The 23,108-nt window shown below is 52.4% G+C and carries 25 protein-coding genes; 8 read left to right on the forward strand and 17 right to left on the reverse strand.

From position 1 onward, the window contains the following. Position 1: 1 nt before the first annotated feature. From FJM65_RS18085 to FJM65_RS18140, 12 genes are all read right to left on the reverse strand, one after another. Positions 2-1,072: a DUF354 domain-containing protein gene (locus tag FJM65_RS18085; RefSeq protein ID WP_140623315.1), complete on the reverse strand. Its 1,071-nt coding sequence runs from the start codon at positions 1,070-1,072 to the stop codon at positions 2-4. A 53-nt stretch (positions 1,073-1,125) separates the two neighbouring features. Further along, positions 1,126-2,154 carry a glycosyltransferase gene (locus FJM65_RS18090; protein WP_140623317.1) on the reverse strand — a complete coding sequence of 343 codons (1,029 nt, stop codon included), beginning with the start codon at positions 2,152-2,154 and terminating at the stop codon, positions 1,126-1,128. After that, a complete protein-coding gene (locus tag FJM65_RS18095; protein ID WP_140623319.1) occupies positions 2,151-3,446 on the reverse strand; it encodes a hypothetical protein in 1,296 nt (431 codons plus the stop codon). Before FJM65_RS18095 ends, FJM65_RS18090 begins: the two co-directional genes overlap by 4 nt. Before the next feature lie 21 nt (positions 3,447-3,467). Beyond that, on the reverse strand, positions 3,468-4,397 hold the full coding sequence (locus FJM65_RS18100; RefSeq protein WP_140623321.1) for a glycosyltransferase family 2 protein: 930 nt from the start codon (positions 4,395-4,397) through the stop codon (positions 3,468-3,470). After that, positions 4,352-5,173, reverse strand: a complete 822-nt coding sequence (locus FJM65_RS18105) for a hypothetical protein (protein WP_140623323.1) — start codon at positions 5,171-5,173, stop codon at positions 4,352-4,354. The genes FJM65_RS18100 and FJM65_RS18105 overlap by 46 nt, the downstream gene beginning before the upstream one ends. A 1-nt stretch (position 5,174) precedes the next feature. Further along, positions 5,175-6,614, reverse strand: a complete 1,440-nt coding sequence (locus FJM65_RS18110; RefSeq protein ID WP_140623325.1) for a lipopolysaccharide biosynthesis protein — start codon at positions 6,612-6,614, stop codon at positions 5,175-5,177. Between the two features lie 6 nt (positions 6,615-6,620). Next, positions 6,621-7,886: a nucleoside/nucleotide kinase family protein gene (locus FJM65_RS18115; protein ID WP_140623327.1), complete on the reverse strand. Its 1,266-nt coding sequence runs from the start codon at positions 7,884-7,886 to the stop codon at positions 6,621-6,623. A gap of 10 nt (positions 7,887-7,896) precedes the next feature. After that, positions 7,897-8,601, reverse strand: a complete 705-nt coding sequence (locus tag FJM65_RS18120; protein ID WP_140623330.1) for a lipase family protein — start codon at positions 8,599-8,601, stop codon at positions 7,897-7,899. Positions 8,602-8,652: 51 nt separating this feature from the next. Next, a complete protein-coding gene (gene nusG / locus FJM65_RS18125; protein WP_140623332.1) occupies positions 8,653-9,156 on the reverse strand; it encodes a transcription termination/antitermination protein NusG in 504 nt (167 codons plus the stop codon). Between the two features lie 141 nt (positions 9,157-9,297). Beyond that, positions 9,298-11,622, reverse strand: coding sequence for a GumC family protein (locus tag FJM65_RS18130; RefSeq protein ID WP_140623334.1), 2,325 nt, complete (start codon positions 11,620-11,622; stop codon positions 9,298-9,300). Between the two features lie 13 nt (positions 11,623-11,635). Next, entirely contained in the window at positions 11,636-12,388 is a 753-nt protein-coding gene (locus tag FJM65_RS18135) for a polysaccharide biosynthesis/export family protein (RefSeq protein WP_239023008.1), read from the reverse strand. A 418-nt stretch (positions 12,389-12,806) separates the two neighbouring features. After that, positions 12,807-13,697 (reverse strand): 3-hydroxyacyl-CoA dehydrogenase family protein, encoded by an 891-nt coding sequence (locus tag FJM65_RS18140; RefSeq protein WP_140623338.1) that lies wholly within the window; start codon positions 13,695-13,697, stop codon positions 12,807-12,809. Between the two features lie 407 nt (positions 13,698-14,104). Here FJM65_RS18140 and FJM65_RS18145 point away from each other — a divergent pair, with 407 nt between their 5' ends. Together FJM65_RS18145 and FJM65_RS18150 are read left to right on the forward strand one after the other, a co-directional pair. Next, on the forward strand, positions 14,105-14,257 hold the full coding sequence (locus FJM65_RS18145; RefSeq protein WP_140623340.1) for a lmo0937 family membrane protein: 153 nt from the start codon (positions 14,105-14,107) through the stop codon (positions 14,255-14,257). Between the two features lie 64 nt (positions 14,258-14,321). Further along, complete coding sequence (locus tag FJM65_RS18150) at positions 14,322-14,471, forward strand: lmo0937 family membrane protein (protein WP_115566706.1); 150 nt, start codon at positions 14,322-14,324, stop codon at positions 14,469-14,471. A 63-nt stretch (positions 14,472-14,534) separates the two neighbouring features. Here FJM65_RS18150 and FJM65_RS18155 read toward each other — a convergent pair whose 3' ends face one another. Both FJM65_RS18155 and FJM65_RS18160 read right to left on the reverse strand, forming a co-directional pair. Further along, positions 14,535-15,206: a hypothetical protein gene (locus FJM65_RS18155; RefSeq protein WP_239023009.1), complete on the reverse strand. Its 672-nt coding sequence runs from the start codon at positions 15,204-15,206 to the stop codon at positions 14,535-14,537. 26 nt (positions 15,207-15,232) lie between these two features. Beyond that, complete coding sequence (locus FJM65_RS18160) at positions 15,233-16,858, reverse strand: ABC-F family ATP-binding cassette domain-containing protein (RefSeq protein ID WP_140623342.1); 1,626 nt, start codon at positions 16,856-16,858, stop codon at positions 15,233-15,235. Positions 16,859-17,202: 344 nt separating this feature from the next. On the opposite strand from FJM65_RS18160, the gene FJM65_RS18165 reads away from it, so the two are divergent. Both FJM65_RS18165 and FJM65_RS18170 read left to right on the forward strand, forming a co-directional pair. Further along, a complete protein-coding gene (locus tag FJM65_RS18165) occupies positions 17,203-17,673 on the forward strand; it encodes a DUF4199 domain-containing protein (protein WP_140623344.1) in 471 nt (156 codons plus the stop codon). A gap of 40 nt (positions 17,674-17,713) precedes the next feature. After that, positions 17,714-18,175, forward strand: a complete 462-nt coding sequence (locus FJM65_RS18170; RefSeq protein ID WP_140623346.1) for a DUF4199 domain-containing protein — start codon at positions 17,714-17,716, stop codon at positions 18,173-18,175. Between the two features lie 92 nt (positions 18,176-18,267). Here FJM65_RS18170 and FJM65_RS18175 read toward each other — a convergent pair whose 3' ends face one another. Continuing rightward, the gene (locus FJM65_RS18175; protein ID WP_140623348.1) at positions 18,268-18,501 is read right to left on the reverse strand and encodes a hypothetical protein; all 234 of its coding nucleotides are present in this window, start codon (positions 18,499-18,501) and stop codon (positions 18,268-18,270) included. A 331-nt stretch (positions 18,502-18,832) separates the two neighbouring features. On the opposite strand from FJM65_RS18175, the gene FJM65_RS18180 reads away from it, so the two are divergent. Then, positions 18,833-19,228, forward strand: a complete 396-nt coding sequence (locus FJM65_RS18180) for a hypothetical protein (protein ID WP_140623350.1) — start codon at positions 18,833-18,835, stop codon at positions 19,226-19,228. Positions 19,229-19,263: 35 nt separating this feature from the next. Here the strand turns inward: FJM65_RS18180 and FJM65_RS18185 are convergent, their stop codons facing one another. Continuing rightward, on the reverse strand, positions 19,264-19,662 hold the full coding sequence (locus FJM65_RS18185) for a hypothetical protein (protein WP_140623352.1): 399 nt from the start codon (positions 19,660-19,662) through the stop codon (positions 19,264-19,266). Positions 19,663-19,917: 255 nt separating this feature from the next. Between FJM65_RS18185 and FJM65_RS18190 the strand changes: the two genes are divergently transcribed. After that, the gene (locus FJM65_RS18190; protein WP_140623354.1) at positions 19,918-20,721 is read left to right on the forward strand and encodes a murein L,D-transpeptidase catalytic domain family protein; all 804 of its coding nucleotides are present in this window, start codon (positions 19,918-19,920) and stop codon (positions 20,719-20,721) included. A 79-nt stretch (positions 20,722-20,800) separates the two neighbouring features. On the opposite strand, the gene FJM65_RS18195 is transcribed toward FJM65_RS18190, so the two are convergent. Next, positions 20,801-20,998, reverse strand: coding sequence for a hypothetical protein (locus FJM65_RS18195; protein WP_140623356.1), 198 nt, complete (start codon positions 20,996-20,998; stop codon positions 20,801-20,803). A 228-nt stretch (positions 20,999-21,226) separates the two neighbouring features. On the opposite strand from FJM65_RS18195, the gene FJM65_RS18200 reads away from it, so the two are divergent. Next, positions 21,227-22,039, forward strand: a complete 813-nt coding sequence (locus tag FJM65_RS18200) for a M48 family metalloprotease (RefSeq protein WP_140623358.1) — start codon at positions 21,227-21,229, stop codon at positions 22,037-22,039. A 31-nt stretch (positions 22,040-22,070) separates the two neighbouring features. After that, a complete protein-coding gene (locus FJM65_RS18205; protein ID WP_239023010.1) occupies positions 22,071-23,003 on the forward strand; it encodes a diacylglycerol/lipid kinase family protein in 933 nt (310 codons plus the stop codon). The last annotated feature ends 105 nt before the right edge of the window (positions 23,004-23,108 follow it).

Below are 23,108 nucleotides of genomic sequence, written 5' to 3' on the forward strand. Positions count from 1 at the left end.
TTTAGCTGTTAACAGGCATTACTGGATCAGGATGGGCAGTACTAAACTGCAGGGCCTGGTTTACCATAAACTGTGTGGTGTCTATGCAGTCGGCCAGGAGCGTTTCGCGCAGGTGCTTATACTTCTGCGGAGCGTCTTTGTCTGAGAGTATGGCTTCGGCCTTGTCGATGGCCCGGAGCTGATCGGCGTTGCTTTCCGTAAAGTTGAACACCAGGCCATACTTGCGCTCCTCCTCATCAGTATAGCCTCTGCCGTCGTTGTCGATAAAAATGGCCGGTGTGCCAAGCACCGCAGCCTCTGAGGCCATGGTGGCACTCTCCCCGAAAACCAAGCTACTGTAGTAGATGGCATCGTGCATCTTGTCTACCGGTATGCTGATTCTATACTTTTCGAGGGCCGTTGGCAGCGCTCCCTCCGAGGTGATGAAGACCTTGGCGTGCCCAGCAAGCGTTTGCACGGCCTTCAGCTTGTTTGCGGCCGACATGCCGGTGTGGTCAAAATCATGCGCCGCCGCCCAGGACACAAACCGCACGATGGCATACTTCTCGCCAGGCTGCACCCCCAGCACATCCAATATGGCCGGGTTAGGGGTAAAGTAGTTGGGGTGCAGGTAGGATAGCTCCATAAAGCTGTTGAACCGCACGTGCTTTTGCCCCAGGTCCAGCTTATAGCAGGCTGGCGTGTATACTTTGGTGGCAAAGGGCACGGTAAGCTTGTGGTGCAGGCTGGCATGCTCGGTGTCGCTGAAAACCAGGGAGGGCTTGCCCAGCAGAGCCGCCACCTGCGAGGGGTAGGGGTGCAGAAAGTTTAGGTACAGGTCGGGGTTAAAGGCCGCCGATATCTTGAAGAGCTGGTAATCAGCGTAGATCAGGTACATCAGCTTGCCCAGCCGGGAATCCCGGCCCTTGCCCCGGTCCATGTAAGGGATGTTATAGAGGGCCAGCAGCCGCTGCGCCATCTCCTTGTTTCTGGATACGAACAGGGTTTCGTGGCCATAGGACTGCATGATGCGCGCAAAGTGGCGGAAGTAGTGTACGTGTGCCGGGTGGTTGATATCTATGAGGATCTTCATCTCGATCGGGCATTTTGATGAAACAAGACTAATTGGAAGTATAGTTGCTGCGCTTATGCCTCCTGCAACTGGGGCGTGTGGCCGTACTGCGGCCTATGCCAGGGAGAGGAAGTGCACTGCTGGTAAACCTGCAGCACCTGTTGCGCCACCGACTCGGCGTCCAGGCCCAGCTGTCTTATGCGCCGCTCTCCGTCGGTTCTGCCGCGCTGCGATGCAAAGGCCAGCGCCTGCTGTAGTTTAGCGGAAAAGTCTTCAGGGCTGTGCGAGGCCAGGTAGCAGCCTTCGGTATTTCCTATCACCCAGCTGATGTCGCCTACATTGGTGGCTACAATCGGGCAGTTGCAGGCCATGGCTTCTTTTACCACATTAGGGGAGCCCTCCATAAACGAAGGCACTACCAGCACCGAGGCGGCGTTTAAGTATTTGGGTATGTCCTGGTGCGCAACCGGGAAGGGGTTGATCAACTCCACATCTGCTGCCTGCAGGCTGGCCACGGCTTGCGCGGCCAGCGGGTAGTTCTTACCTATCCGTTCCCTGCTGCCCAAAAACAGCACATACTGCTTATCCGGGTGCAGCCCCAGTTCCTGCCGGTGGTCTTCCTCCGAAGGTTTGAACGTATGCAGGTCCACGCCGTTGGGGATCACATAGGATTTGTGCTTGAGGTACACGAAGCGCTCCAGGTTTGGCGCTTTCGAGATCACGGCTTTTACGAAAGGCTGTATGAGCAGCGAAGAGAGCATAAAGAAGCGGCTGCTAAACCGGATCTTGTTCACGCCAATGTAATCGCCCTGGGCATCGTCCCCCATCAGCGACAGGATAACTGGCGTGTTGCCGCCCGCAGCGCCTAGCACGGCCGCCCATCCCGATAAAGAGAAATGTGCATGTATTAAATCGTAGGCGTTATGCTTCAGGTGGTGTCGGAGACGGAGGCCGGCCTTTAGATAGCCGCTGATTCCTTTTCCGTGAACGGGAAAATACGCTACTGTCACGCCAAGCGCTTCCAGGGAGTCGCCTTGGGCTTTGATAAAAGGGGCTACCTTGAAGTTTGTGGAGTTTCCACTACACACAAATAGTACTTTCATATAGTTGTTCGTTTCGGTAAGTATGAATTATAGTAAGCTTGTTCGTTGGAAGGGGTGGGTTCGGGCTCCGGCTCCGGCAGTTCCTCTTCGGCGGTGTGGTATTTGGCTGATGAGAGCAGGAGCATGAGCAGCGGGGCAAACGTCAGGGTACCGATAAAGCGGCCGGGCAGCAGCACGATCAGGAACATGAGCAGCAGCGGGTAGTATAGCTTTTTGTCTTCGGGCGGTATGCCGCCGATGCCCGCGACAAAGTACCGGAAGAACACCGCCGCAAAAAGCAGCAGCCCCACCACGCCCGTGCTGTAGAGGATCATGTTGATATCGCTGTGGATGGCGCGGTCGTAGCCAAAGTACCAGTTGCCGAAGCGCAGCGTGTCAAAAGGCCTGTCGCCGAAGAGCACTTGGGTGGTGCGAGCCCTGTTTTCTAGAAAATCCATCAGGAAAAGAGTTTCCAGGTAGCGGCCCTCTTCCTCGTAGGTGTCGATGTTCTGTATGCGCTCGCGCTGCTCCAGCTGCGCGTTCAGCCGCTGCTCATACAGTGGGTAACTGAAGACCAGCGCCGCGCCCAGTATCACGAGCATCAGTGCCATCCTGAAGAAAAGCTGCCTGTTAAAGAGCGTGTACACCGCCAACGAAACCGCCAGCATGCCCATAGAGGTGCGCCGGGTCACAATGATGATCAGGCAGATATTGATAAGTATAAACGCCATGTCTACCAGCTTTAGCAGCAGGCTATTCTCCTTGTTGGTGATCACATAGTGCACCGCTAGAAAGATGACAATCGGCGCCAGGTACATCCTGGAAGTGATGAGGAAACCCGTAGAGAAATCATCCGAGTAAGACTCCCCGAAGTGGAAGACGTTGGCGCTGATAACATAGACCGGAATGGCGATGAGCAGAAAACGGTTAAACCTCTCAAAGGCTTTGGCAAAGTCTATCTCTGCGCCAAGCTGCCTGCCAATGGGTATCATCAGCAGCGTCAGTATAATGGACGTCGTGATTTTGGCCGACAGCACCAGGTCGCCGGGGGTGTAGATCAATAGGATGAGGAGGTACACAAAGAGCAGCAGCAGCAGCTGGTCCCGGCTCCGGAGCACGTTGTAGCGGAAAATGTACACCACCGTGAGCGAAAGGGGCACAGCATACCGGATAGCCGCAAAGACCTTCTCGTCCTTGTAAAACCCGTCGAACATATCAAACAGCGCAAAGAACAGCATCAGCGCAAAGATGAAGTAGCGCTGGTAGAACATAAAGACAAGTATCAGTAGAAAGCTAAGTGCAAAAAGTATCATAAGCAGGGTATGGCAGGGGCCTTATTTATACTTGTAAGAGTAAATGGTGACAAGCCTTTTGTACACCAGCAGAAACCTGACGGCAATGCGGGGCAGGCGGTTAAGGTAGTAAAGCTGCTTCAGGCGCTTTTGCAGATTCTTGTCATTGAATTTTCGGGCGAACCAGAACTGCTGCTCAATAAGGCGGCTTCTTTTCCGGTGGCCTCCCCAAGCGTGGCGCAGGCCGTTCTCGATGGCTTTGGAGGCTATAAACTGGTTGCGGTACTGCTCCCCCTCGCTGTACAGGTCGTACCACGACTCCTGGCAATGGTCGGGGGCGGCCACCCGGAAGTGGGTTTGGCTCATGCTCAGGTTATAGGTGGCCAGTATTTTATTGGAGAAGGCTACCGGGTAGTGGATGGCCGTTTTGCACCACATATAGGAGTCCTCGCCGCTCACCATGCCCACCGGAAACATACCGGCCTTCTCAAAAGCCTCTTTGCGGATGACGGTGGCCGATGTCCAGGAGATTTTGCTGTTGATAAGTATGGCCTTGAAATAGTCGTCCAGCTTTCCCTCCGGGATATTGGGGCGCTCGATCAGCACCTTGTCCTGCTTGATGCACTTGTAGGCGCAGCTATACATGCCGCAGTCCGGGTATTTCTGGATGAGCCTGTTCATCTCCTCGAGGTAGTTCGGTTCCCAGAGGTCGTCTGCGTCCAGAAAGGCAATGTACTCGTGCTGCGCCCGTTCGATGCCATAGTTGCGCGCATGCGATACCCCCCCGTTGGGCTTGGACAGCACCCGGATCCGGGGATCGGAAAAGGAGGCGACCACGGAAAGGCTGCTGTCCGTAGAGCCATCGTTTACCACGAGCACCTCAAAGTGCGGGAACGTCTGGCCGAGCACCGTGCGCAGGGTGGCACCTATGCTTGCTTCCTTGTTATATAAGGGTATGATAATGCTAAACATTGTTGGTCGTTCTTCTTGATGAGCTTGTCCAGCACCATGTTATATTTCTGTATCTGCATCGCAGGAACCAGGTGGGGCTTCTGCTGTTGCCATACTTCGCCGTAGATGCGGCTGATGGCATAGGCCAGCCTGAGCAGGTTTACCTTGACATGGAGCAGTTGGGACAGCCTGAGCAGATAGCCGCACTCTCCCTGTATGGCCACAGTCCAGCTTTGTTTTTGCTGCACGGCCACCTGGTAGTTGTAGTAGTGGATATAGTCGGTGATGAAGCTGCCCTTGCTGTTGTACATGGCCCAATCAATGAGCCTGATTTGCTCGTGCAGCAGCACCATGTTGCCGATGTGCAGATCGCCGTGGGCACTGGTGGCCGGCAACTTTGTATCCGATAAAAGCGCGACAGCCTGCATGATCAGGTGCTTGCGCAGGCCATAACGCTCCAGCTGCTGCAGCCTGCACAGGTCAAAAAAGGAGTTAACGGGCCGCCGGGGGTACGCAAGGCACCGCTGCAGGCCATCATGCATAAACTGGTTGGCCAGGGCATGGTGCGCTTCCCCCAGGCCTTTGCCCTTGGGCATGCTCAGGCAGAAAGACCGGGGAGAAACTGGCACAACGCTGTCGCTCCAGAAGCCGGAGCTCAGCGCGCTTTGGTTCGCCTGCAACTCGGCCTGCCGCGATGTCTCTCCCCAGGGAGAGAACATTTTATACGTTTTCCCCCCAACGTGCATAATGTAGGTGTAGGATAAGAAAAAGCGAGAAGTTGCTTGTAGTAGTTGCACATTAACGTCGTTTTAGTAAGGTGGTGGCTTGTTTAAAGTCTTTTAGAAAGAAGCTGGCGTAAGCTGCCGAGCCAGCCGTGCCGGCCAGCAGAAGCGTGTGCAGCTCGGGCAAGCCAAGCAGCGTAGTCAGGTAAATGAGCGCCAGCATCACGGCCGAGGCCACAACAGGCTTTCGCAGCTCTCTTAGAATATCCTGGTCGGTGATGTGGATATACTTTTTCATGTAGTGGTGGAAGAGCAGCCGCGAGGTAGTATAATGCAGGCACACGGCATAGGCTACACCGGTTAAGCCAAAGTACTTTTGTCCAAGGTAGATCAGCGGTACGGCCACCAGCCCGGTGTTCAGCAGGCTGATGTAAAAACTGACCGCCGGTTTTCCGATGCCCTTCAATACTTCAGCCGGCGTGCCGGAGATGACCACGATCATGGTTGCTACCGAAAGGATGCGCAGCGGGGCTGCGGCGGCGGCCCAGGAGTGGCCAAAAAATGTGTTGATGAACTCGTCTGCCAAACCAAGAAAGAACACTGCGATCGGGAACGTGATAATGGCTGTAAACCGCATCACCGTGAGGTAGTATTTCCTGATCTGCGGCAAATCGTCCTGCATCGTGCTGTAGACCGGGAAGAGCACTTTGTTCAGGATAGAGTACAGCTGCGCCCGCAGCACTTCGCTGAGCGTAAAGGCCAGGGTATAGGCGCCCAGGGCCGTGGCGCCGGCCAGCTTGCCGATGAGCAGGTAGTCTACGTTGTTTCGAAAGAAGTATAGAATACCGCTAAGCTGGGAGAAGGTGCTATACCCAGACAGCTCTTTGAGCGTGCGGGCGCTAAAGCGAAAGTCGGGTCGCCACTTTACTCTTATCCAGAAAGAAAGGAACAAAATACCCGCGCCCACAATGGATTTGGCCACCAGGCTCCACACCCCGAAACCAGTCAGGGCCATGGCCACCGCAACAATGGAGCTTACCACCGTGCCAGTGTAGGTAGTCTGCACCAGCGCCTTAAAATTCAGCTCTTTTGTAAGTATGACGCGCGGCACAATGGTCAGGATGTTGAAGAACAGGTAGAGGCTTAGCGCGTTGAGCACGGGCACCAGCTGCGGCTCGTTGTAAAAGGCCGCGCCTGCCGGCGATACAAAAAGAAAGAAGGCCAACACAAAGGCACTGGCCAGGCTAAACAGGAACCAGAAAGCACTGGAGTAGCGCAGCTGTGTCTGTTCGTCCTCCTTCCGCTGCACCAGCGCGTTAAACAGCCCCATGTCAGACACTACCTCCAGAAAGCTGGTGATGATCATGGCCATGCCTACCAGGCCGAAGGCTTCGGGCAGCAGCAGCCGGGCAAGCAGCAGCTTCACGCCAAAGTCGGTGCCGCGGGTAGCCAGCACGCTCAGCGTGTTCCACTTTAACCCGGATAGGACTTTTGTTTTGATACTGGCAACGGCCATGGCTGTTTAGTTATAGCTTATGCTAAGCAGGTTGTGGTGTAGTTTTGGGTTTTTGTAGATCTCGGCCAGGATCTTGTCTCTCGCTTCGTCTACAGATATGCTGGTGGTGTCGATGCTGATATACTTGCCTCCGGACACGCGCTCGGCTACCTGGCGGAACTTTAACAGGTCGGCTTGGCTGCGCTCCAGGGTAAGCTCCTGCGGCTTTCGTTGCACCAGCACCTCGGGGGAGGCATGCAGAAAAAACACCAGGTCGGGCTTTGGAAGTATAGCCCGATACAAAAGGCGGCTCAAAGGCTTTTTCTCCACGAAAACCGTTCCCGGAAACCGGTCGATCAGCACAACATGAAACCGCGACCTGGATTTAACCGGCGCAATCCGTAGCAGGAACTCGGAGGGCAGCAGCACCAGGTGCTTCACCAGATTAAACGCCTTGTTCAGAAGGCCGGTGCCCGCCCGGTAATGGAAGAGCTTTTTGGTAATGGGGGTGGTCCAGCCGTTTTCGCCCATGCCCAGGTACAGGCACTTTGCCTTAAAGTTGATTTTCTCCTCTACCGCCTTTATCAAGGTCGTTTTCCCGGCGCCGTCTGTACCCAGGAAAAGTATTTTCAGCCCATAGCCATACTTGGGCAGCTTGTTTCGGCGCACCATCTGCCGATGGTGGCGCACAAAGTAAGGGGCTATGATCTGCTGTAGCTTTTCTGTACTGCTCGGAGAGCCATACGCTAGCCATTGTTCCAACGCTTCCTGTAAATTGCTTCCCGGGCCGGCGAGCTCGTGCCGGTACTGATGGAGGTATTGGCGCAGGTACGCCTGGTGTTTTGGCTCCAGTTTTCCTCTCTCTTTATAAGCCAGGTGCGCGGCGTAAAGCAGCATAGCATCTAATCCTGCCGGCCGGTACACACCGGCACTATTTAGCACGGCCCGCTCCAAGGCCTCCCGCTCCAAGGTATAGGTATAGCATGTGTCCGGGCCGGAGGCGAAGGACAGGCTATACTTGACATCCAGGTATACTTGCAGGTCCGGTGAGTAGTAAAAGTGGTGGTTGCGGTGATAGGTTGCTTCCTTTCTTTTATACCACCCAAAGTCTTTAAGCAAGGCCTCAAACTGTGCTTTGGAGTTATCCTGCACGAACAGGTCTATATCACCGGCAGCAAAATCTGCCTCAAAGTCGGTTAAGAGAAAATACCGGACTTTATACTTGTGCAAGTAGGACAACAGCGTTTGCAAGCACGCATTCATACTTGTAACCGGGTGAGGCTTTGTCATCATAGTAGGAGGCTTAACGGTGGGTATCCATAAGGCACGCTTGCAGCAGGCGGTGCAACTCACCGCTGGCGCGCACCTGTTTTACAATATTGTGGCCGCCACTTTCTATCGGAATAAGCGACACGTTGGCCAAACCCTGTAGCCGCTCGGCATGGCATCTGTCCAGCCTGTGTTTTGGGCTATAGAAAACCATCACATCCGTAGTATAGCTTCTTTTACTGAGCGCTTTTTTTAAGTCGAAGAACTGTGGCTGGCACTGCGGGCTTTGGTAAATGCCGGCAATCTGCTTTCTCCACCTGAAATCCAGGTGCTGTAGCCGCTGCCACCTGCCTATAAAAGTCTGGGGCGCAAAGCTGATGACCTTGTCCACGTTTAAGAGGGTGCCCAGCAGGATGGCGGCATACCCGCCCATCGAGTTGCCGATAAAACATACTTTCTGATAGTGATGCGCCTTTATGGTTTCCCCCAGAAGCCCGAGGAGTTGGCTTAGGTCTGATGTTTCCTGGTCCAGGCCCCTGTGGTACCATGCCTGCTGGAAGTCCCTGATGAACAGTTTATCGCAGGAAAGTGAGCTAAGGGAGTTGAAGAACTCAAAAACCGGCAACCCTAAGCCCTGATTAATGCCCCCAAAGGTTACCAGCAGCGTCTCCCGGCCTTCCATGTCTTTTAAAACAGGGCTTCGCGCATCTTTAATCGAGGACTGTGTCATTGTCGCCATGGCAGCGTAGGGTAAGGAGTAAAAAAAGCTAAGTTTACGTTGGTGCGGTCGTCAGTTGTTAATTACCTCCACATGCGTTTTTTCCAGTTCTGCATACAGGATATAGCCCAGCGTGGGCAGCGCCACCACAGCCGATTGGTTTTTAACGGCCACCACGGTTCCCGTCTGGTTCATCAAGGGTCCCGAGGTAATGTTTATCTGGTCATGCACCTTCACCCTGGCGCGCTCCAGCTTCACGTTGGTGTGATCTTTCAAGAACCTCCTGATAGCTTCGATTTCCTCATCCCTGATTACGGCCGGTTTCCCAAGCCACATGACAAGGTTGAGAATGCCGTTCACTTGCCGGAGTTGGGTGTGCTGCTTTTCCGTTACATGCACAAACACATAGGACGTGAAGAGAGGCTCCTGTACTATCTTTTTTCTGTCGCTCCACTGGCGGGTAACTTTGTTCAGGGGGCAGTAGTTCTCCAGCTGCTGCTGGCTAAGCGCCTGTGCCACCTTTTTCTCCCATCGGGGTTTTGTATAAACTGCATACCACTTTGCTTCCATCTCCATATCTCTTTTTAGGGTTTATTTCAGTTTAAGCTAAGGCTTCGCCTACCTCAGTCACAGGCAGTGGCCGGGAGTTATTTTCTAAGGCAATAGGATATATAACCTTAACTATGCTATACAATAGGTGCAGGCCTGTAGCGGCTGCTACTTGGTAGCAAGCCGTTTGGCCCTGTAGGTTTTGTCGGTATACTTGTTTTCATAGCCGTAGCCGTAGCCGTAGCCAAACTGGCCCTTCACAAAGCCTCTTGGCTTCACACCGTTAAATACGATGGCTACATTCTGGAGCGTGCTCAGCTTGTTGCTTTGGGCAAGGCGCTGCACCAGGCTCTTGGGCGTGTAGGCGTGTCGTATGACGAGCAATGTTATATCGCAGTACTCCGACAGCAGGTAAGCGTCCGAAACCAGGTCTATAGGGGGCGTGTCGATCACCACGTAGTCGAACATCTCGCCCAGGTATTCAAACAGCTTTTCCATTTTATCGCTCATCAGGAGGAGTTCTGTATGGTCTCCGATGGCAATGCCCGCCGGAACAAAGCTTAGGCTTTCCGTGTCTGTCGGCCTGATGATAGCCCCAGGTGCCAAGTCTCCGGAGAGGTACTCGATGATGCCTTCTTCCTCTGTGCGCTCAAACATAACCGAGGCGTTGGGGTTGCGCAGGTCAAAGTCGACCATCACCACCTTTTTGCCGGACGAGGCCAGGCTGAGCGCCAAGTTAGAGCTGACAAAGCTTTTTCCCTCCCCAGGTATGCTGGAGGTAACCACTATTTTGCGCCGGGTAAAGGTGCGGCCATACAAGCCCATGGTCACGCGGAGCTGCCGGAACTGCTCTATTTGCGCTACCTCGGCGGGCTCCTTCAAAGGGTTATCTCCCTGAAACTTCACGCTGGACAGTTCTGCCACGATAGGCGCATTCAGGCATTCCTCAATCTCGGACCGGAACAAAAGCTTGTTGTGCAGCATCTCTTTGCTGGTGACCAGGGCAATGCCTGCCCCAAAAGCCAGCACAATCGCCGAAATATAGATGTACAGCGGCTTTGGGCTGATCGGGTCTCGGGAGGAGTTGGCCATATCCACTATCCTGATCTCCTCTGCCGAAGGGGCATAGGAGAGCATGGTTTCCTCGCGTTTCTGCAGCAGGAAACTGTAGGTGTTGTTTTTAATGGTCTGCTCGCGGCTGATGTCCAGCAGCTCCCGCTCTTTCTCCGGAATGCTTTGCAGCACGTTGCTGTACATGCTGTTGGTGGAGTTAAGCTTAGACCGGCTGGCCAGCAGGTTGTCGCGCTGGTTGCGGATGTTCTCTAAAATGCCGGGGCGTATACTTTCGATCTCCTCCCGCAGCGAGAGCAGCAGCGGGTTGTTCTCGGCGGTTGTCTTGCGGAGCTGCTGGTACTGGATCTCAGCGTCATACAGCTTCTGCAGCAGCTGCGAGAGCACCGGGTCGTTCACACCGAGCGTGGCAGGCACAATGCCGGCAGTGTTGTTTTTGGCTTTTACATAGCTTTCCACATTGTCCAGCACGGCCAGTTGCAGGTTAATCTCGCCCAGCCTTCTGTCGTTCTCGCCCACGTTCTGCAAAAACATGCGTCCCTGCTCGTTCAGGTTCACGGCCCCTTTGGTGGACCTGAACTCTACGATCTTCTCCTCCAGGCCCTGGAGCTCCTTTTCCAGTAGCTGGATGCGGCTTTCCACAAATGCCAGGGTCTGGGCCACCGCCTGGTTCCGCTCGTTCAGGGCGGCCTGCTGGTAAGCCTTTATCAGGGAGTTCAGAATATCTTCCCCGCGCTCCGGGGTCTGGTCCTCTATATAAAGGTTCACCACACTGGAGAGTTTGCCGGGCGTTTCTATCTGGATGCTGCTAGCCAGCTGCCGGGCAGCCTTCCGGGGGTCTTTTATGGAGAAGAACAGGCGGCCCGTGGCGGCCCAGCTAAATTGCGGGTTCTCGATAAACTGCAGTTCGCCGTAAGGGGTCTTTGCCCAGGTGTTGAGGTTGTAGGGCTTGTTATCAATTATGACCTGCTTTTTAGCCTCGTCATAAGTAAAGTATACCGCCGGCTGCTCCTGTACTTTATCGAAGGACTTGAGGATAACTTTGATGGGGGATGAAGTATAAGCCGAAACGGTCCGGAACCTGCTTTCCTCAAAGATGGGCGCATACAGGTGCAGCTCACGCACCACCTGGCTCATCAGGGCATACGAGCGCAGCACGTTCAGTTCGTTTTCTACGGTCTTGTTTGCGTTAAAAGCGTCTATGGACTCTTCTATTTTAGAGGCGTTCACGCCTTTTTTCTCGTCCTTTACAATAAGAGAAGCTGACGTAGAATAGGTAGGCGTGGCCACGTAATGCAGGTAAGCCCAGGCACCGGCCAAGCATACTCCTATCAGCACCACAAACAAGGGCCAGAAAGGAAGAAACCTGAACACGATGGCTCCGAACAGGTTATCTTCTTTTGTAGACTTATTCTTATCCATAGCTCTAATCCTGTTATCTTGTTAAACGATCTATACTTACCACCACCAACGTCAGCGAGCTAAGGACCAATGGCAGCCATTGCCTGGCAGCACCAGCTGAGGCGATCTTCGTCTTGTTCGGCTCCACGTAGATAATGTCGTTAGACTTGAGGTAGTAGTAAGGTGAAGTGAAGATTTCATCTGATGTCAGGTCGAGGCGGACGAGTTTCTTTTTGCCTTCCTCTTCCCTGATCAGCAGCACGTTGTTGCGGTTGGCGTAGATGGTTAGATCCCCTGCCAGCCCAAGTGCCTCCAGCAGCGTCAGTTTCTCGTTGGGCACCGTGAGCACCGAGGGGCGCCCAACTTCCCCAAGTATGGATACCTTGTAGTTAAGGTAGCGGATGTCTACCAGGGGAGAGAGCAGCAGCTTCCTGTCGAGCAGCTCTTGCTCAATATGGTTTTTTAGTGCCTTCTTGCTAAGCCCGGCGGCTTTTACACGGCCTAGCATCGGGAACTGTATGTAACCGTCCTGGTCCACCAGGTAGCCTGTTGCCGGTGAAACCGTGTTGGAGGCGCTGACGCTGCGCACATTGCTCGTGTTAAAGGCGTTGAATATTTCTGATGCCTCGGGGTTAAGGCTGTTGACAGTAATGCTCAGCAGGTCATTCTTTTGAACAACAGGCTCCAGGCTTTCCATCGAACTGTTGTACTCCGTGCTTTTTGTATCGCTAAAGTATACTGCGTTTCTTGTGTTGGCACAGCCAGAAAACAGTACAGGTATGATCACGAGAAAACAAATTTTTAGTAAAGAACGCAGTTCCATTCATCAATAGTTAGGGTGATACAATTACTGTTATGGGCTTATAAAAATTTAGACTATCATTAGGTATAGTTTAATATTTAATCAGATAATTACAATACGCGAGAAGTTTTAACAGGTTGTTTTATATTAATTATATATTATCTGTTGTTTTAAGTGGTAAATTGGCCCATTATATTTTTGAAGTTGAACAGTAGAGTGGAGGCAAGCCGGCTAGAGGATAGGAGGGATATAGTGGAGAAAGGAAGTCTTATAACAGAGCAGCCCCTCCTGAACGCTCAGGAGGGGCTGCTCTGTTAAGCTGCACAGGCTTTAACAGAAAAGCCCATGTGGCATTTATTTATACATGTTACGCGTTTACCTGATAAAGCCAGGTTGTTTGCGGCTATTTCCTGAACCTATCGGCCACCACCAGTTCTTTGGTGCCGTGCGTCCAGGAATAAAAGCCCTGGCCTGACTTAACGCCTTTATGGCCGGCCTGCACCATGTTTACCAGTAGCGGGCAAGGGGCATACTTGGGGTTGCCGAAGCCATCGTGCAGCACGTTTAATATAGAGAGGCAAACATCCAGACCGATAAAATCGGCCAGCTGCAGCGGGCCCATCGGGTGCGCCATTCCCAGCCTCATAATCGTGTCAATTTCCTCCACGCCGGCCACGCCTTCGTACAGGCTGTAGATCGCCTCGTTGATCATCGGCATCAGGATGCGGTTGGCCACAAAGCCAGGATAATCGTTAGCCTCGGCGGGTACCTTGCCTAATTGCTTCGACAGCTCCATGATCTGCTGCGTTACCTCATCGGTGGTAGAGTAGCCACGGATCACTTCCACTAGCTTCATCACGGGCACCGGGTTCATAAAGTGCATCCCGATTACCTGCGTTGGGCGGTTAGTGATTGAGGCGATCTTAGTGATAGAGATAGAGGAGGTGTTGGAGGCAAGTATAGCCTCAGGCTTGGTAAAGCTGTCCAGGTCGCGGAAGATCTTCAGCTTCAGGTCTACGTTTTCGGTGGCGGCCTCCACTACCAGGTCGGCGTCGCTCACGCCTTCCTGCATGTTTGTAAAAGTAGTGATGTTACCCAGCGTCTGCTGCTTCTGCTCCTCGGAAAGGTTGCCTTTGGCGATGATGCGGTCCAGGTTTTTGGAGATGGTGCCCATGGCCTTCTGCAGCGCCTCTTCCGAAATATCTACCAGCGAAACCGCAAAACCGTTCTGAGCGAAAACGTGCGCGATGCCGTTGCCCATGGTGCCGGAGCCTATTACTGCTACTTTCTTCATAGGTATATAATCTGTATGTATCCGTTATTGATTCATACAAAACTAGCAAGATTATACTTATACTTAAGAATAGGGGTGGGTAATCTTTAAATACTTATACTGATGAAGGGGTGGTGCGACCTTGAATAAGCATGGGGTTGGTGAAATTAATATGCAAAAAGAAAGAAGCTCTTTCGTGAGTTTTATTAGCTTTTATGTGTTTAATAAACTGATATATACCTTGTTAAGAAGATGCGTGAAAATCTATATATAGAAGAAAATACCTTATTGAATAGAAAATTATCGTTAAATATAAATCCTTTGCTATAAAGGCCCGTAAAAGCTAAAAATTGAAAACACAAAACACATGGTTGGTGAGGGAGCCACTGGGGCTGCCGGCCATGCCATACGAGAACAATTACTAAACTATGGGAAATTTACTATATATCATCGCCGTTGTGCTGGTGATTTTCTGGCTGATCGGGTTCCTAGGGTTCCCGGATGCTGTTGGAGGAATAATTCATGTGCTGTTGGTGCTGGCTGTGATTGCAGTCGTGTTGCGCCTCATCAGGAGTGCCTAACCAACAGCGAGCATTTTCGTTAAGAAGAAAAAAATCAACTCAAACACTATAAACCGACTAAACTATGGGAAATTTATTGTATATAATAGCTGTCGTACTCGTGATCATCTGGCTCATCGGTTTCCTCGGATTCCCTGACGCAGTAGGTGGTCTGATACACATATTGCTTGTAATCGCCATCATCGTTGTTCTGCTACGCCTGATACGGGGCTGATAAGGTACAACTGAAAATAAAAAGGGCTGCCCCACTGGCAGCCCTTTTTTTATGCCTAAGCTATTACCGGCTGGTAAACGGAATGTTAAAGCCCGCCCTGATGACCGGGTTGTTGTAAGGGTTGTAAAAGTCGCTGTTGCCGTTGTAGAGCACCAGCAGGTCGAAAAAGCCTTTGGAAAAGCGCTGCCGGTAGCCCAGGCCAACCATCGGGATGGAGAGCGTTGTGCGGCCAAGGTCAGCCCTGGCTATATTGAGCGCCTCTACCTCGCCATGGGCAAGCACGGTGCCGTCGCCGATGTTAAACATCTCCAACTGCAAGAAGCCCCGGCCACCATAGTGGTGCAGACTGTGCCCGCCGCCGCCGCTCTGGAAGTGGTAAACACCACCCACGCCGGTATAAAACTTTGGCGTAACGGCATAGTTCAAGGTTGGCAGCAGCGATATGTTGGTAAAGGTGCCAAACTGCAAGCCAAAGTTTCCTCCAAAGTATAACTTATCTACAAACCGAAGCTGTTCCTCTAACTGCGCTTCTGGTGCTTCCTCTTTTGGTTCCGGCTGCTCCACAACGCGTGGCTGCGGGCGTGGGGCTGTGGGCTCCACGGGAGCCGGCGGCCCGGTGGGCAGTTCAGGCTTACGGTAGGTCGTGTCGGGTACTACCTGAGCGACCGCCACTGGGCCGGAAAGCAGCCATAGCAGCAGTACAAGAGGAGCAAGGAGGCGCAATGGCTTCAGCATAGGTAAGTCAGCGTTAAAGGTTATACTTAAACGACGGCCGTGGCATACATCTTTTTGCGCAGTTCCTTTATCGCCTCATCCGACAGGTACTCCTCATAGGTCATGCGCTTATCAATAATGCCGTTTGGCGTTAGCTCTATAATACGGTTGGCAATGGTATCCACAAACTGCAAGTCATGGGACGAGAACAGGATGGTGCCGTCAAAGTCGCGGAGCGAGTTGTTCAGCGCCTGAATCGACTCCAGGTCCAGGTGGTTCGTAGGCTCATCGAACACCAGTACGTTACCCGACTGCAGCATCATGCGGGAGAACATGCAGCGCACCTTCTCACCACCAGACAGCACGTTGGCCTTCTTCAGCGACTCCTCGCCGGAGAACAGCATGCGGCCCAGGAAGCCACGGATAAAACTCTCGTCTTTCTCTACAGAGAACTGGCGCAGCCAATCCACCAGGTTTAGGTCCGTATCGAAGAACTCCTGGTTGTCTTTCGGGAAGAAAGAGGAGGTGATGGTCGTGCCCCACTTAAACTCGCCGCTATCGGCCTGTTCCTCGTCAAACAGGATCTTGAAGAACGTAGAGGCAGCAATGTCGTTCCGTCCGATCACGGCAATCTTATCACCCTTATCCACCATAAAGCTGATATCGGTGAAGATCGGCTGGCCGTCCACATACTTGCTCAGGTTCTCCACGTTCAGGATCTGGTTGCCTGCCTCGCGCTCTGGCTTAAAGGCAATGTAAGGGTACTTGCGCGACGAAGGTTGAATATCCTCCACGGTAAGTTTCTCCAGCAACTTGGCACGCGAGGTCGCCTGCTTGGACTTCGAGGCGTTGGCGCTGAAGCGGCGGATAAACTCCTCCAGTTCCTTGCGCTTGTCTTCGGTTTTCTTGTTCGCGTCAGAGCGCTGCTTCAGGGCCAGCTGGCTTGACTCGTACCAGAAGCTGTAGTTACCGGCATACATCTTGATTTTTCCGAAGTCGATGTCGGCCACGTGCGTACACACGGCGTCCAGGAAGTGGCGGTCGTGCGATACCACAATTACGGTGTTGGCAAAGTTATCCAGGAAGTTCTCCAGCCACATGATCGACTCAGCGTCCAGGTGGTTGGTAGGCTCATCAAGCAGCAGGATATCGGGGTTACCGAACAGGGCCTGTGCCAGGAGCACGCGTACCTTCTCGCTGCCGCTCAAATCCTTCATCAGGGAGTGATGCAGGTCTTCGGTAATGCCCAGGCCGCTCAGGAGCTCTGCTGCCTCATACTCGGCGTTCCAGCCTTCCAGGTCGGCAAACTCGCCTTCCAGTTCGGCGGCGCGCAGGCCGTCTTCTTCGTTAAAGTCGGGCTTGGCATAAATGGCGTCTTTTTCCTCCATGATGCTCCAAAGGCGCTTGTGGCCCATGATCACGGTCTGCAGGGCCGGGTATTCGTCGTACTCGAAGTGGTTCTGCTTCAGTACGGCCAGGCGGGCATTGGCCGGTATCTCCACGGTGCCGGTATTGGGGTCTATATCACCGGAGAGGATTTTGAGGAAAGTGGACTTGCCTGCACCGTTTGCGCCGATAAGGCCGTAACAGTTGCCGGGCGTGAATTTGATGGTTACATCTTCAAATAATGTGCGCTTGCCATAAGACAGGCTGACATTGTTCGTACTAATCATAAAAGCTTAGGTATAAGTATGATGGTAGTTCTGCATGCAAAGCTACGAAAATTAAATGTGGTTTTGGGTGCCCCTACTGTAAGGGATTTAGGCCGTGTAGTAGCCGTGGTTTAGGTGCAAGTAGCTAAAAACCAGTTGATTTAGGCGCTAACGGCTAAAAAAACATGCGCAAACCACAACGTAGCGCTGCAAAGTTTAGTATATAATTTCAATAATATAAGGCACCGTTGCACTTTAGAAATTGCGCGATGGCCGGTGCAGGGCGCTGTTGTATAACCATAAACAGTGCCAATCTGTTCATTATGAAGACATTTGATTGTAAACACAACATAAACAACATTAACATGGCTCCTGCTAAAGTCTCCTTTCAAAATATTGCCATAAAGTATGGGCTGCTTGTTGGGGTGGCGCACATCCTTTACTTTTTGCTGATGCGCCTGCTCAACCTCACCCAAGTGATAGAGCTGTCGTATTTGAGCGGCATTTTCCTGATAATCGGAATTGTGGTGGCACTCTCCAAGTATAAGAGCCTAAACCGCCGGGCGCTAAGGTATTTCGATGGGCTGGGTATTGGTGTAATTACTGCCTTTGTGTCTTCGCTGATCCTGGCGGTGTTCCTGGTCATTTATGTCACTGTGTTTGACAGGACCTATCTGGAATCGCTGAGTGCCAGCGGTTTCTTCCCCGAAGGACTTTCGGTGCTTACCATGTTCTGGGTAACGATAGGCCACGGCACCTGGCCGGGCTTTATCATCGGCTTTATTGCCATGCAGTGGTTTAAGCAACCGGACCATACTATGCAGGAGAACGTATAAGGCGCGGCGCTGCAGACTCAAACTATAAAAAGGAACCAATATGATGGAAAAGATCGGCCTGAAATATGGGCTGCTTACGGCGGCGGGGCTTATTGCCTACTTCCTGCTGATGAAACTGCTGGGGCTGACGCACATAATCGAGCTGCGCTTCCTGAACGGCGTCATCATGGCGGTGGGGGTGGTGCTGGCCATTAAGGCTTACAAGGAACTGGTGCAGGGCAACATCTCTTACTTTAAAGGCCTCGTCACAGGCTTTATTACTGCCGTGGTGGGTACTGTTGTTTTCTCGGCTTTTATGCTGATTTACGTGAAAACCGGTGGAAAGGAACTGGTGGAGGCGCTATCGGCCGAGCGTTACTTTGGCGACAGGATTGAGGAAACGCCCGGCGTGGTTATTTTCTCGGTGCTGATGCTGGAGGGCGTGATCTCTGGCTTTATGACCTCGTTTATTGCCATGCAGTGGTTTAAGCAGCGGCAACACAAGGTGCCCGGCGCGCCCTGATTCACCAATCGACATAAGTTCTACACAAGCATAAAAGCGAAAGCGGCGGTTAACCTATAACCGCCGCTTTCGCTTTTATGCCGTAACAGTGCTTACTTTACGAAGCTGTCCGGTCGCTGGATGATCTGCACCACTACCTCGTGGCGGTCTCCTTCTTTGTCCTCTAACTTAAAGATAACCATGGGGTTATCGGTGTCGTGGATTGATTCTGTATTGATTACCCGCTCGCCATCGTCTAGCTTTGTTTCTAACTGCTGTGTCAGGTCATGTACGGCTCTTGCAAAACTTACCTCCAGTTTACTGGGGTTGTAAAACCTCGTCCTCATATTGATAAAGTTAAATTGGAGTGTCGGTATGTGACATTTCTCCAAGGTTATACTTGTAAAATATCCTATATAGGAAACTATGTTTATGGTATACCTTATTAGGTAGGTATAGTTGCAAAAGCACAGCATTATTTAGTTAATGCACGAAAGGAGTGTTCTTAATTTATATAATATTTACTATATATATTAATTAGTCTAATAAAATAGTAGAAAAGTTTAATATTTAAGAAGATTTCCAGAACCTCAGGATGAATGGTACGTTAAAGACAGCAATACCAAATAACACAAGTCTTTTTTACATACGCAGTATATTTACTTTTACAATACAATCATGAAAAAACATGTACTTCTGCTTGCCATGATGCTGCTTGGGGCCACCACCTTTGCCCAACGTACGCACAAGGCAGACGACGGGCTGGATGCGGTGGTGTTGTCGGTGGAGTTGGACGGGCCGGCTATGGCCAGTATGGAGATGAAGCGGGAGCTTAACCTGTCTGAGGAGCAGTATGTGGTGGTGGCGCAACTAAACGAGAGCCGCTACGCGCAGCTGCGTGAGGCCGAGCAAAGCTTTGCTGCCAACCCTGCCCAGCGCACCCAGGAATTCCGGCATATCCACCTTAAAACCGACGAAAACCTTAAAAACGTGCTGACGCCGGAGCAACTGCAAAACTACCAGGCCCTGGAGGGCCACACGCACCTGCACCTAATCACGGAAAAGGGCGAATAGATCGAATAAAATTTTTTAGGTAAATCCCGGGTAGCTTACTCGGGATTTGCTGTTTCTACGGGTTTGTAATAGGTGATTTCCGATACTTTACCCAAAGAGTTTATCCGTACCTGCACGCGGTTTGCCTCCGAGAGTTGCTTGCGGTTCTGGCACTGCGTTCCCGGCTCTATGTAGTAAAAGTAGATACGCTGGCTCCGCTCCATCAACTCCTCGCTATCGGGCTTGCCCAGCACATTGCGCACCACGTACTCCTTTTTGCCATACATTTCCTTCCGGATCTTCTCAAAATCGCTCACCAGTTCGGCGCGTTTGCTGTCGCAGCCGAAGCGGTCGTCTTTCCAGGTGTCGCTGTCAAAGTCTTTCAGGCTGTCGGGGGTGCAGGCGCCCAGGAGTAGCAGTCCGGCCACGGGGGCCAATATGTTCAGTTTTAGCATAACTCTTGTATCGATAACATAAAATTGCAGCAAGAACTTTTGTTACACAAGGCAAAGCGCCAAAAAGAATAAATTTATACTTTAAAGTATACTAAATGATCCCTGAAAAACGTGTGACTTAAGGAGCTGTAGCTGTTTGCTGCGCTGCAAAATTAGGCGGGTATGGCAAGGGGAGATGCGGCACCATTGGAACAATTAACGCCAAAACATGTGTTGCCTTACCGAACTCATTAACAGAAAGCTTAATCAAAACTTATGGTAAGAGTGTTTTTAACTGCCCTAACCCTCGGAATCCTTTCATTCACTATAGCTACTCCGGAAACAGCGCCTGCCACAGCAGCAAAGCCTGCCGCAGCGGCAACCGTTGTGGATGCAGCGGAAGTCGCGGCGCTAAAAGAAGCCGCCTTCGATAACCACGTGCAGCAGCTCTATACTGCCGCCGGCTTAAAGGCCAAAGGCTTGTCCTACGATGTCTTTGAGAAGGCTGTGATCGGTTTCCAGAACTTCCAGCGCCTGCACCTGGCCTCTTCCGATAAATCTATCCTCTCTATCGTGGATTTCACAAAATCCAGCTCCAAGAAGCGCCTCTGGGTGATCGATCTGAACGCTAAAAAAGTGCTCTTCAACTCGCTGGTAGCCCATGGCCGTAACACAGGACAGGACAAAGCCATGCAGTTCTCCAACTCGTCGGGCTCTTACATGAGCAGCCTGGGCTTTTACCTGACCGATGCCACCTATTACGGCAAGCACGGGCTGTCGCTGCGCCTAAACGGCATGGACGAGGGGTTTAACACGAATGCTATGGAGCGCGCCATTGTGGTGCACGGCGCCGACTATGTGAGTGATGCGTTTGTGAAGCAGTACGGCCGGCTTGGTCGTAGCCTGGGCTGCCCGTCGGTGCCAAAGGAGATATCCAAGGATGTGATTGAGGCAATAAAAGATAAAACCGTGCTCTATATTCACGGCAACGACCGCAAGTATACTTCCCGTTACCTGAACAATACCAAGGCCATAGAGTTTTATGCCGCCCAAGCCGGGGCAGACGCTGTTTCTATCTAGTCTGGCCTGAGCCTTACCATAAAAACGCCCCCTGCTTTAAGCAAAGCAGGGGGCGTTTTCTTTTTTATACTTGTGCAATTTAAGCTTGGTCTTTTGTGGTTTTAATCAGGTTGATGCCTGCAAAGAAAAAGATGAGGCCTACCACAAACGGAACGGCAGAGGTATACTTACCCACTACGCCGCCATCTCCTCCCATAACAAAGGCATAGGCACCCCAAATGATACCCGCTATACCCAGTACAGTCAGGATGGTGCCAAATGTTCTTTTCTGGTTCATAGTTCTTTAAGTTAGTTATACTTTGCCGGGGCTTGTGCCGCAGCAGGTGTTTTTACGGGAGCCGCGCAATAAAGTATAAATTTTCAGGAATATATCTTTTCCCAAGTGCCTGTGCCGCAAAGCCTGCGTGTAGGGCTGCGGCACAGGCACAACCAGCAAGGCTGCTTCCACGTTTCCCATGTACTGCGGCGCAACCTAAGCAGCAGGACCACAATAGCTTATTTTAACATGAGAGGAGTCATTAAATTTATCATAGCCCTGCTGGTGGCTGCTGTATCGCTGGTTACCTACTGGTGCAGCTCCGAAACCAACGACTTTACCGGGGAGGAGCAGCGCGTGGACATGACCGTGGAGCAGGAAATAGCCCTGGGGCTGCAGGCGGCGCCCCAAATGGCAGAACAGTACGGCGGCCTGCACCCCGACCAGCAGGCGGCCCAGGAGGTAAAGGCCATTGGGCAGCGGCTGGTGCAGCATACCCGCGTAAGCGACACACCCTATCAGTTCGACTTCCATTTACTGGCCGATGAGCAAACCGTAAACGCCTTTGCCCTGCCGGGCGGGCAAGTCTTTATTACCGCAGGCCTGTTGGGCAGGCTAGAGTCGGAGGGGCAGCTGGCGGGGGTGCTGGCGCATGAGATTGGACATGTGGTGGCGCGGCACTCGGCGCAGCAGCTGGCCAAGGCCAAGCTAACGCAAGGCCTTACCGGCGCGGCAGCCATCGCTACCTACGACCCCGATAACCCAGCCAGCCAGTCCGGGGCGGCGGTGGCGGCCATGATCGGACAGTTGGTAAACATGAACTATGGCCGCGAAGACGAGCTGGAGTCGGATAAGCTGGCGGTGCAGTTAACCGGGGCTGCTGGGTATGACCCCCGGTCCATGATCCGGGTGATGGAGATACTGGAAGAGGCCAGCGGAGGCAGCAGCCGCGGGCCAGACTTTCTGCAGACGCACCCCAACCCCGGCAACCGCATCGCTAAAATAGAGGCGGCTATAGAGCAAGAATACCCCAAAGGGCTGCCCGAGGGCTTAACCCATTAAAAGCTGGCTACCACCAAGGCACCGGCACATCATGACAAACGCAACAGTAAGAAAGTACATGGACCCGAACCGGCACAACAACCTGCTTTTTGTGTTAAACCCAATTGCAGGCGATATTGAGAAAGAAGATTTGAAAGAAGATATTGACGGTATCTGCTCGGAGCATACCATCAACTACGAGATTTTTACGACTACCGGAGAAAACGACAAGCAGGAACTGGAAAGGCGCCTCCGGCAAAAAAAGTACGATGCCGTGTACGCTATCGGTGGAGACGGCACGGTTAGCCTGGTGGCCTCAGTGCTGATCGGAACAGACACGCCGCTGGGCATTATCCCGCTAGGCTCCGGCAACGGGTTGTCAAAAGACCTGGACATCCCGCAGGACACTGAGGAGGCAATGCAGCTGATCGCCCACCACGTGGTCCGCAGCATCGATACCATTACCCTGAACGGCAAGCGCTCCATACACCTCAGCGACCTGGGATTCAATGCCTTGGTGGTAAAGCGCTTTAGCGAAGGCGATACCCGTGGCTCCGGCTCTTATGCCTGGATTGCCCTGCAGGAGTACCTGGGCTACGAGCCAAAACACTACCGCATTGAAACCGACGCCGACACCTTTGAGGGAAAAGCCTTTATGGTGACGGTGGCCAATGCCAATGCCTGGGGCTCCAACGCCAGCATCAACCCCGACGGCATCCTGAACGACGGCAGGTTTGAGATTTGCCTCATAGAGCCGTTCCCCAAAGCCGCCAGCCTGGGCATCCTTTACAAACTCTACACTGATAGCATCGATACCAGCGTGTATACTAAAATTCTGAAGTGCCGGAAAGCCACTATTTACAACCCGGACCGCGAGGTGATGCACATTGACGGCGAGCCGGTGGAGACGGCGGAGAAAATTGAAGTGGAAATGCACCCCAAGAGCCTCAAAGTCATACTTCCGGTGCCGGAAACAGATCATTGACACTCCCACGTCTAAAGACTGTGGGATTCTTGGGCTACCCGACCATTGCCGTTGTATTGGACACCATCGGTGTCTGACTCCCAAGCTGACAGCGTATGCCCTACG

Origin of the sequence: Pontibacter mangrovi (assembly GCF_006385705.1) — a bacterium.
In the GTDB taxonomy this organism is placed as follows: domain Bacteria; phylum Bacteroidota; class Bacteroidia; order Cytophagales; family Hymenobacteraceae; genus Pontibacter; species Pontibacter mangrovi.

Coding starts and splice junctions, on each gene's coding strand:
- FJM65_RS18150 (WP_115566706.1), top strand. CDS start 14,322: ATGGGAAATTTATTGTATATAATAGCTGTCGTACTCGTGATCATCTGG.
- FJM65_RS18180 (WP_140623350.1), top strand. CDS start 18,833: ATGAAAAAACATGTACTTCTGCTTGCCATGATGCTGCTTGGGGCCACC.
- FJM65_RS18090 (WP_140623317.1), bottom strand. CDS start 2,154: ATGAAAGTACTATTTGTGTGTAGTGGAAACTCCACAAACTTCAAGGTA.
- FJM65_RS18205 (WP_239023010.1), top strand. CDS start 22,071: ATGACAAACGCAACAGTAAGAAAGTACATGGACCCGAACCGGCACAAC.
- FJM65_RS18155 (WP_239023009.1), bottom strand. CDS start 15,206: ATGCTGAAGCCATTGCGCCTCCTTGCTCCTCTTGTACTGCTGCTATGG.
- FJM65_RS18170 (WP_140623346.1), top strand. CDS start 17,714: ATGATGGAAAAGATCGGCCTGAAATATGGGCTGCTTACGGCGGCGGGG.
- FJM65_RS18140 (WP_140623338.1), bottom strand. CDS start 13,697: ATGAAGAAAGTAGCAGTAATAGGCTCCGGCACCATGGGCAACGGCATC.
- FJM65_RS18160 (WP_140623342.1), bottom strand. CDS start 16,858: ATGATTAGTACGAACAATGTCAGCCTGTCTTATGGCAAGCGCACATTA.
- nusG (WP_140623332.1), bottom strand. CDS start 9,156: ATGGAGATGGAAGCAAAGTGGTATGCAGTTTATACAAAACCCCGATGG.
- FJM65_RS18095 (WP_140623319.1), bottom strand. CDS start 3,446: ATGATACTTTTTGCACTTAGCTTTCTACTGATACTTGTCTTTATGTTC.
- FJM65_RS18175 (WP_140623348.1), bottom strand. CDS start 18,501: ATGAGGACGAGGTTTTACAACCCCAGTAAACTGGAGGTAAGTTTTGCA.
- FJM65_RS18190 (WP_140623354.1), top strand. CDS start 19,918: ATGGTAAGAGTGTTTTTAACTGCCCTAACCCTCGGAATCCTTTCATTC.
- FJM65_RS18120 (WP_140623330.1), bottom strand. CDS start 8,601: ATGGCGACAATGACACAGTCCTCGATTAAAGATGCGCGAAGCCCTGTT.
- FJM65_RS18200 (WP_140623358.1), top strand. CDS start 21,227: ATGAGAGGAGTCATTAAATTTATCATAGCCCTGCTGGTGGCTGCTGTA.
- FJM65_RS18100 (WP_140623321.1), bottom strand. CDS start 4,397: ATGTTTAGCATTATCATACCCTTATATAACAAGGAAGCAAGCATAGGT.
- FJM65_RS18165 (WP_140623344.1), top strand. CDS start 17,203: ATGGCTCCTGCTAAAGTCTCCTTTCAAAATATTGCCATAAAGTATGGG.
- FJM65_RS18130 (WP_140623334.1), bottom strand. CDS start 11,622: ATGGATAAGAATAAGTCTACAAAAGAAGATAACCTGTTCGGAGCCATC.
- FJM65_RS18115 (WP_140623327.1), bottom strand. CDS start 7,886: ATGATGACAAAGCCTCACCCGGTTACAAGTATGAATGCGTGCTTGCAA.
- FJM65_RS18145 (WP_140623340.1), top strand. CDS start 14,105: ATGGGAAATTTACTATATATCATCGCCGTTGTGCTGGTGATTTTCTGG.
- FJM65_RS18195 (WP_140623356.1), bottom strand. CDS start 20,998: ATGAACCAGAAAAGAACATTTGGCACCATCCTGACTGTACTGGGTATA.
- FJM65_RS18110 (WP_140623325.1), bottom strand. CDS start 6,614: ATGGCCGTTGCCAGTATCAAAACAAAAGTCCTATCCGGGTTAAAGTGG.
- FJM65_RS18085 (WP_140623315.1), bottom strand. CDS start 1,072: ATGAAGATCCTCATAGATATCAACCACCCGGCACACGTACACTACTTC.
- FJM65_RS18185 (WP_140623352.1), bottom strand. CDS start 19,662: ATGCTAAAACTGAACATATTGGCCCCCGTGGCCGGACTGCTACTCCTG.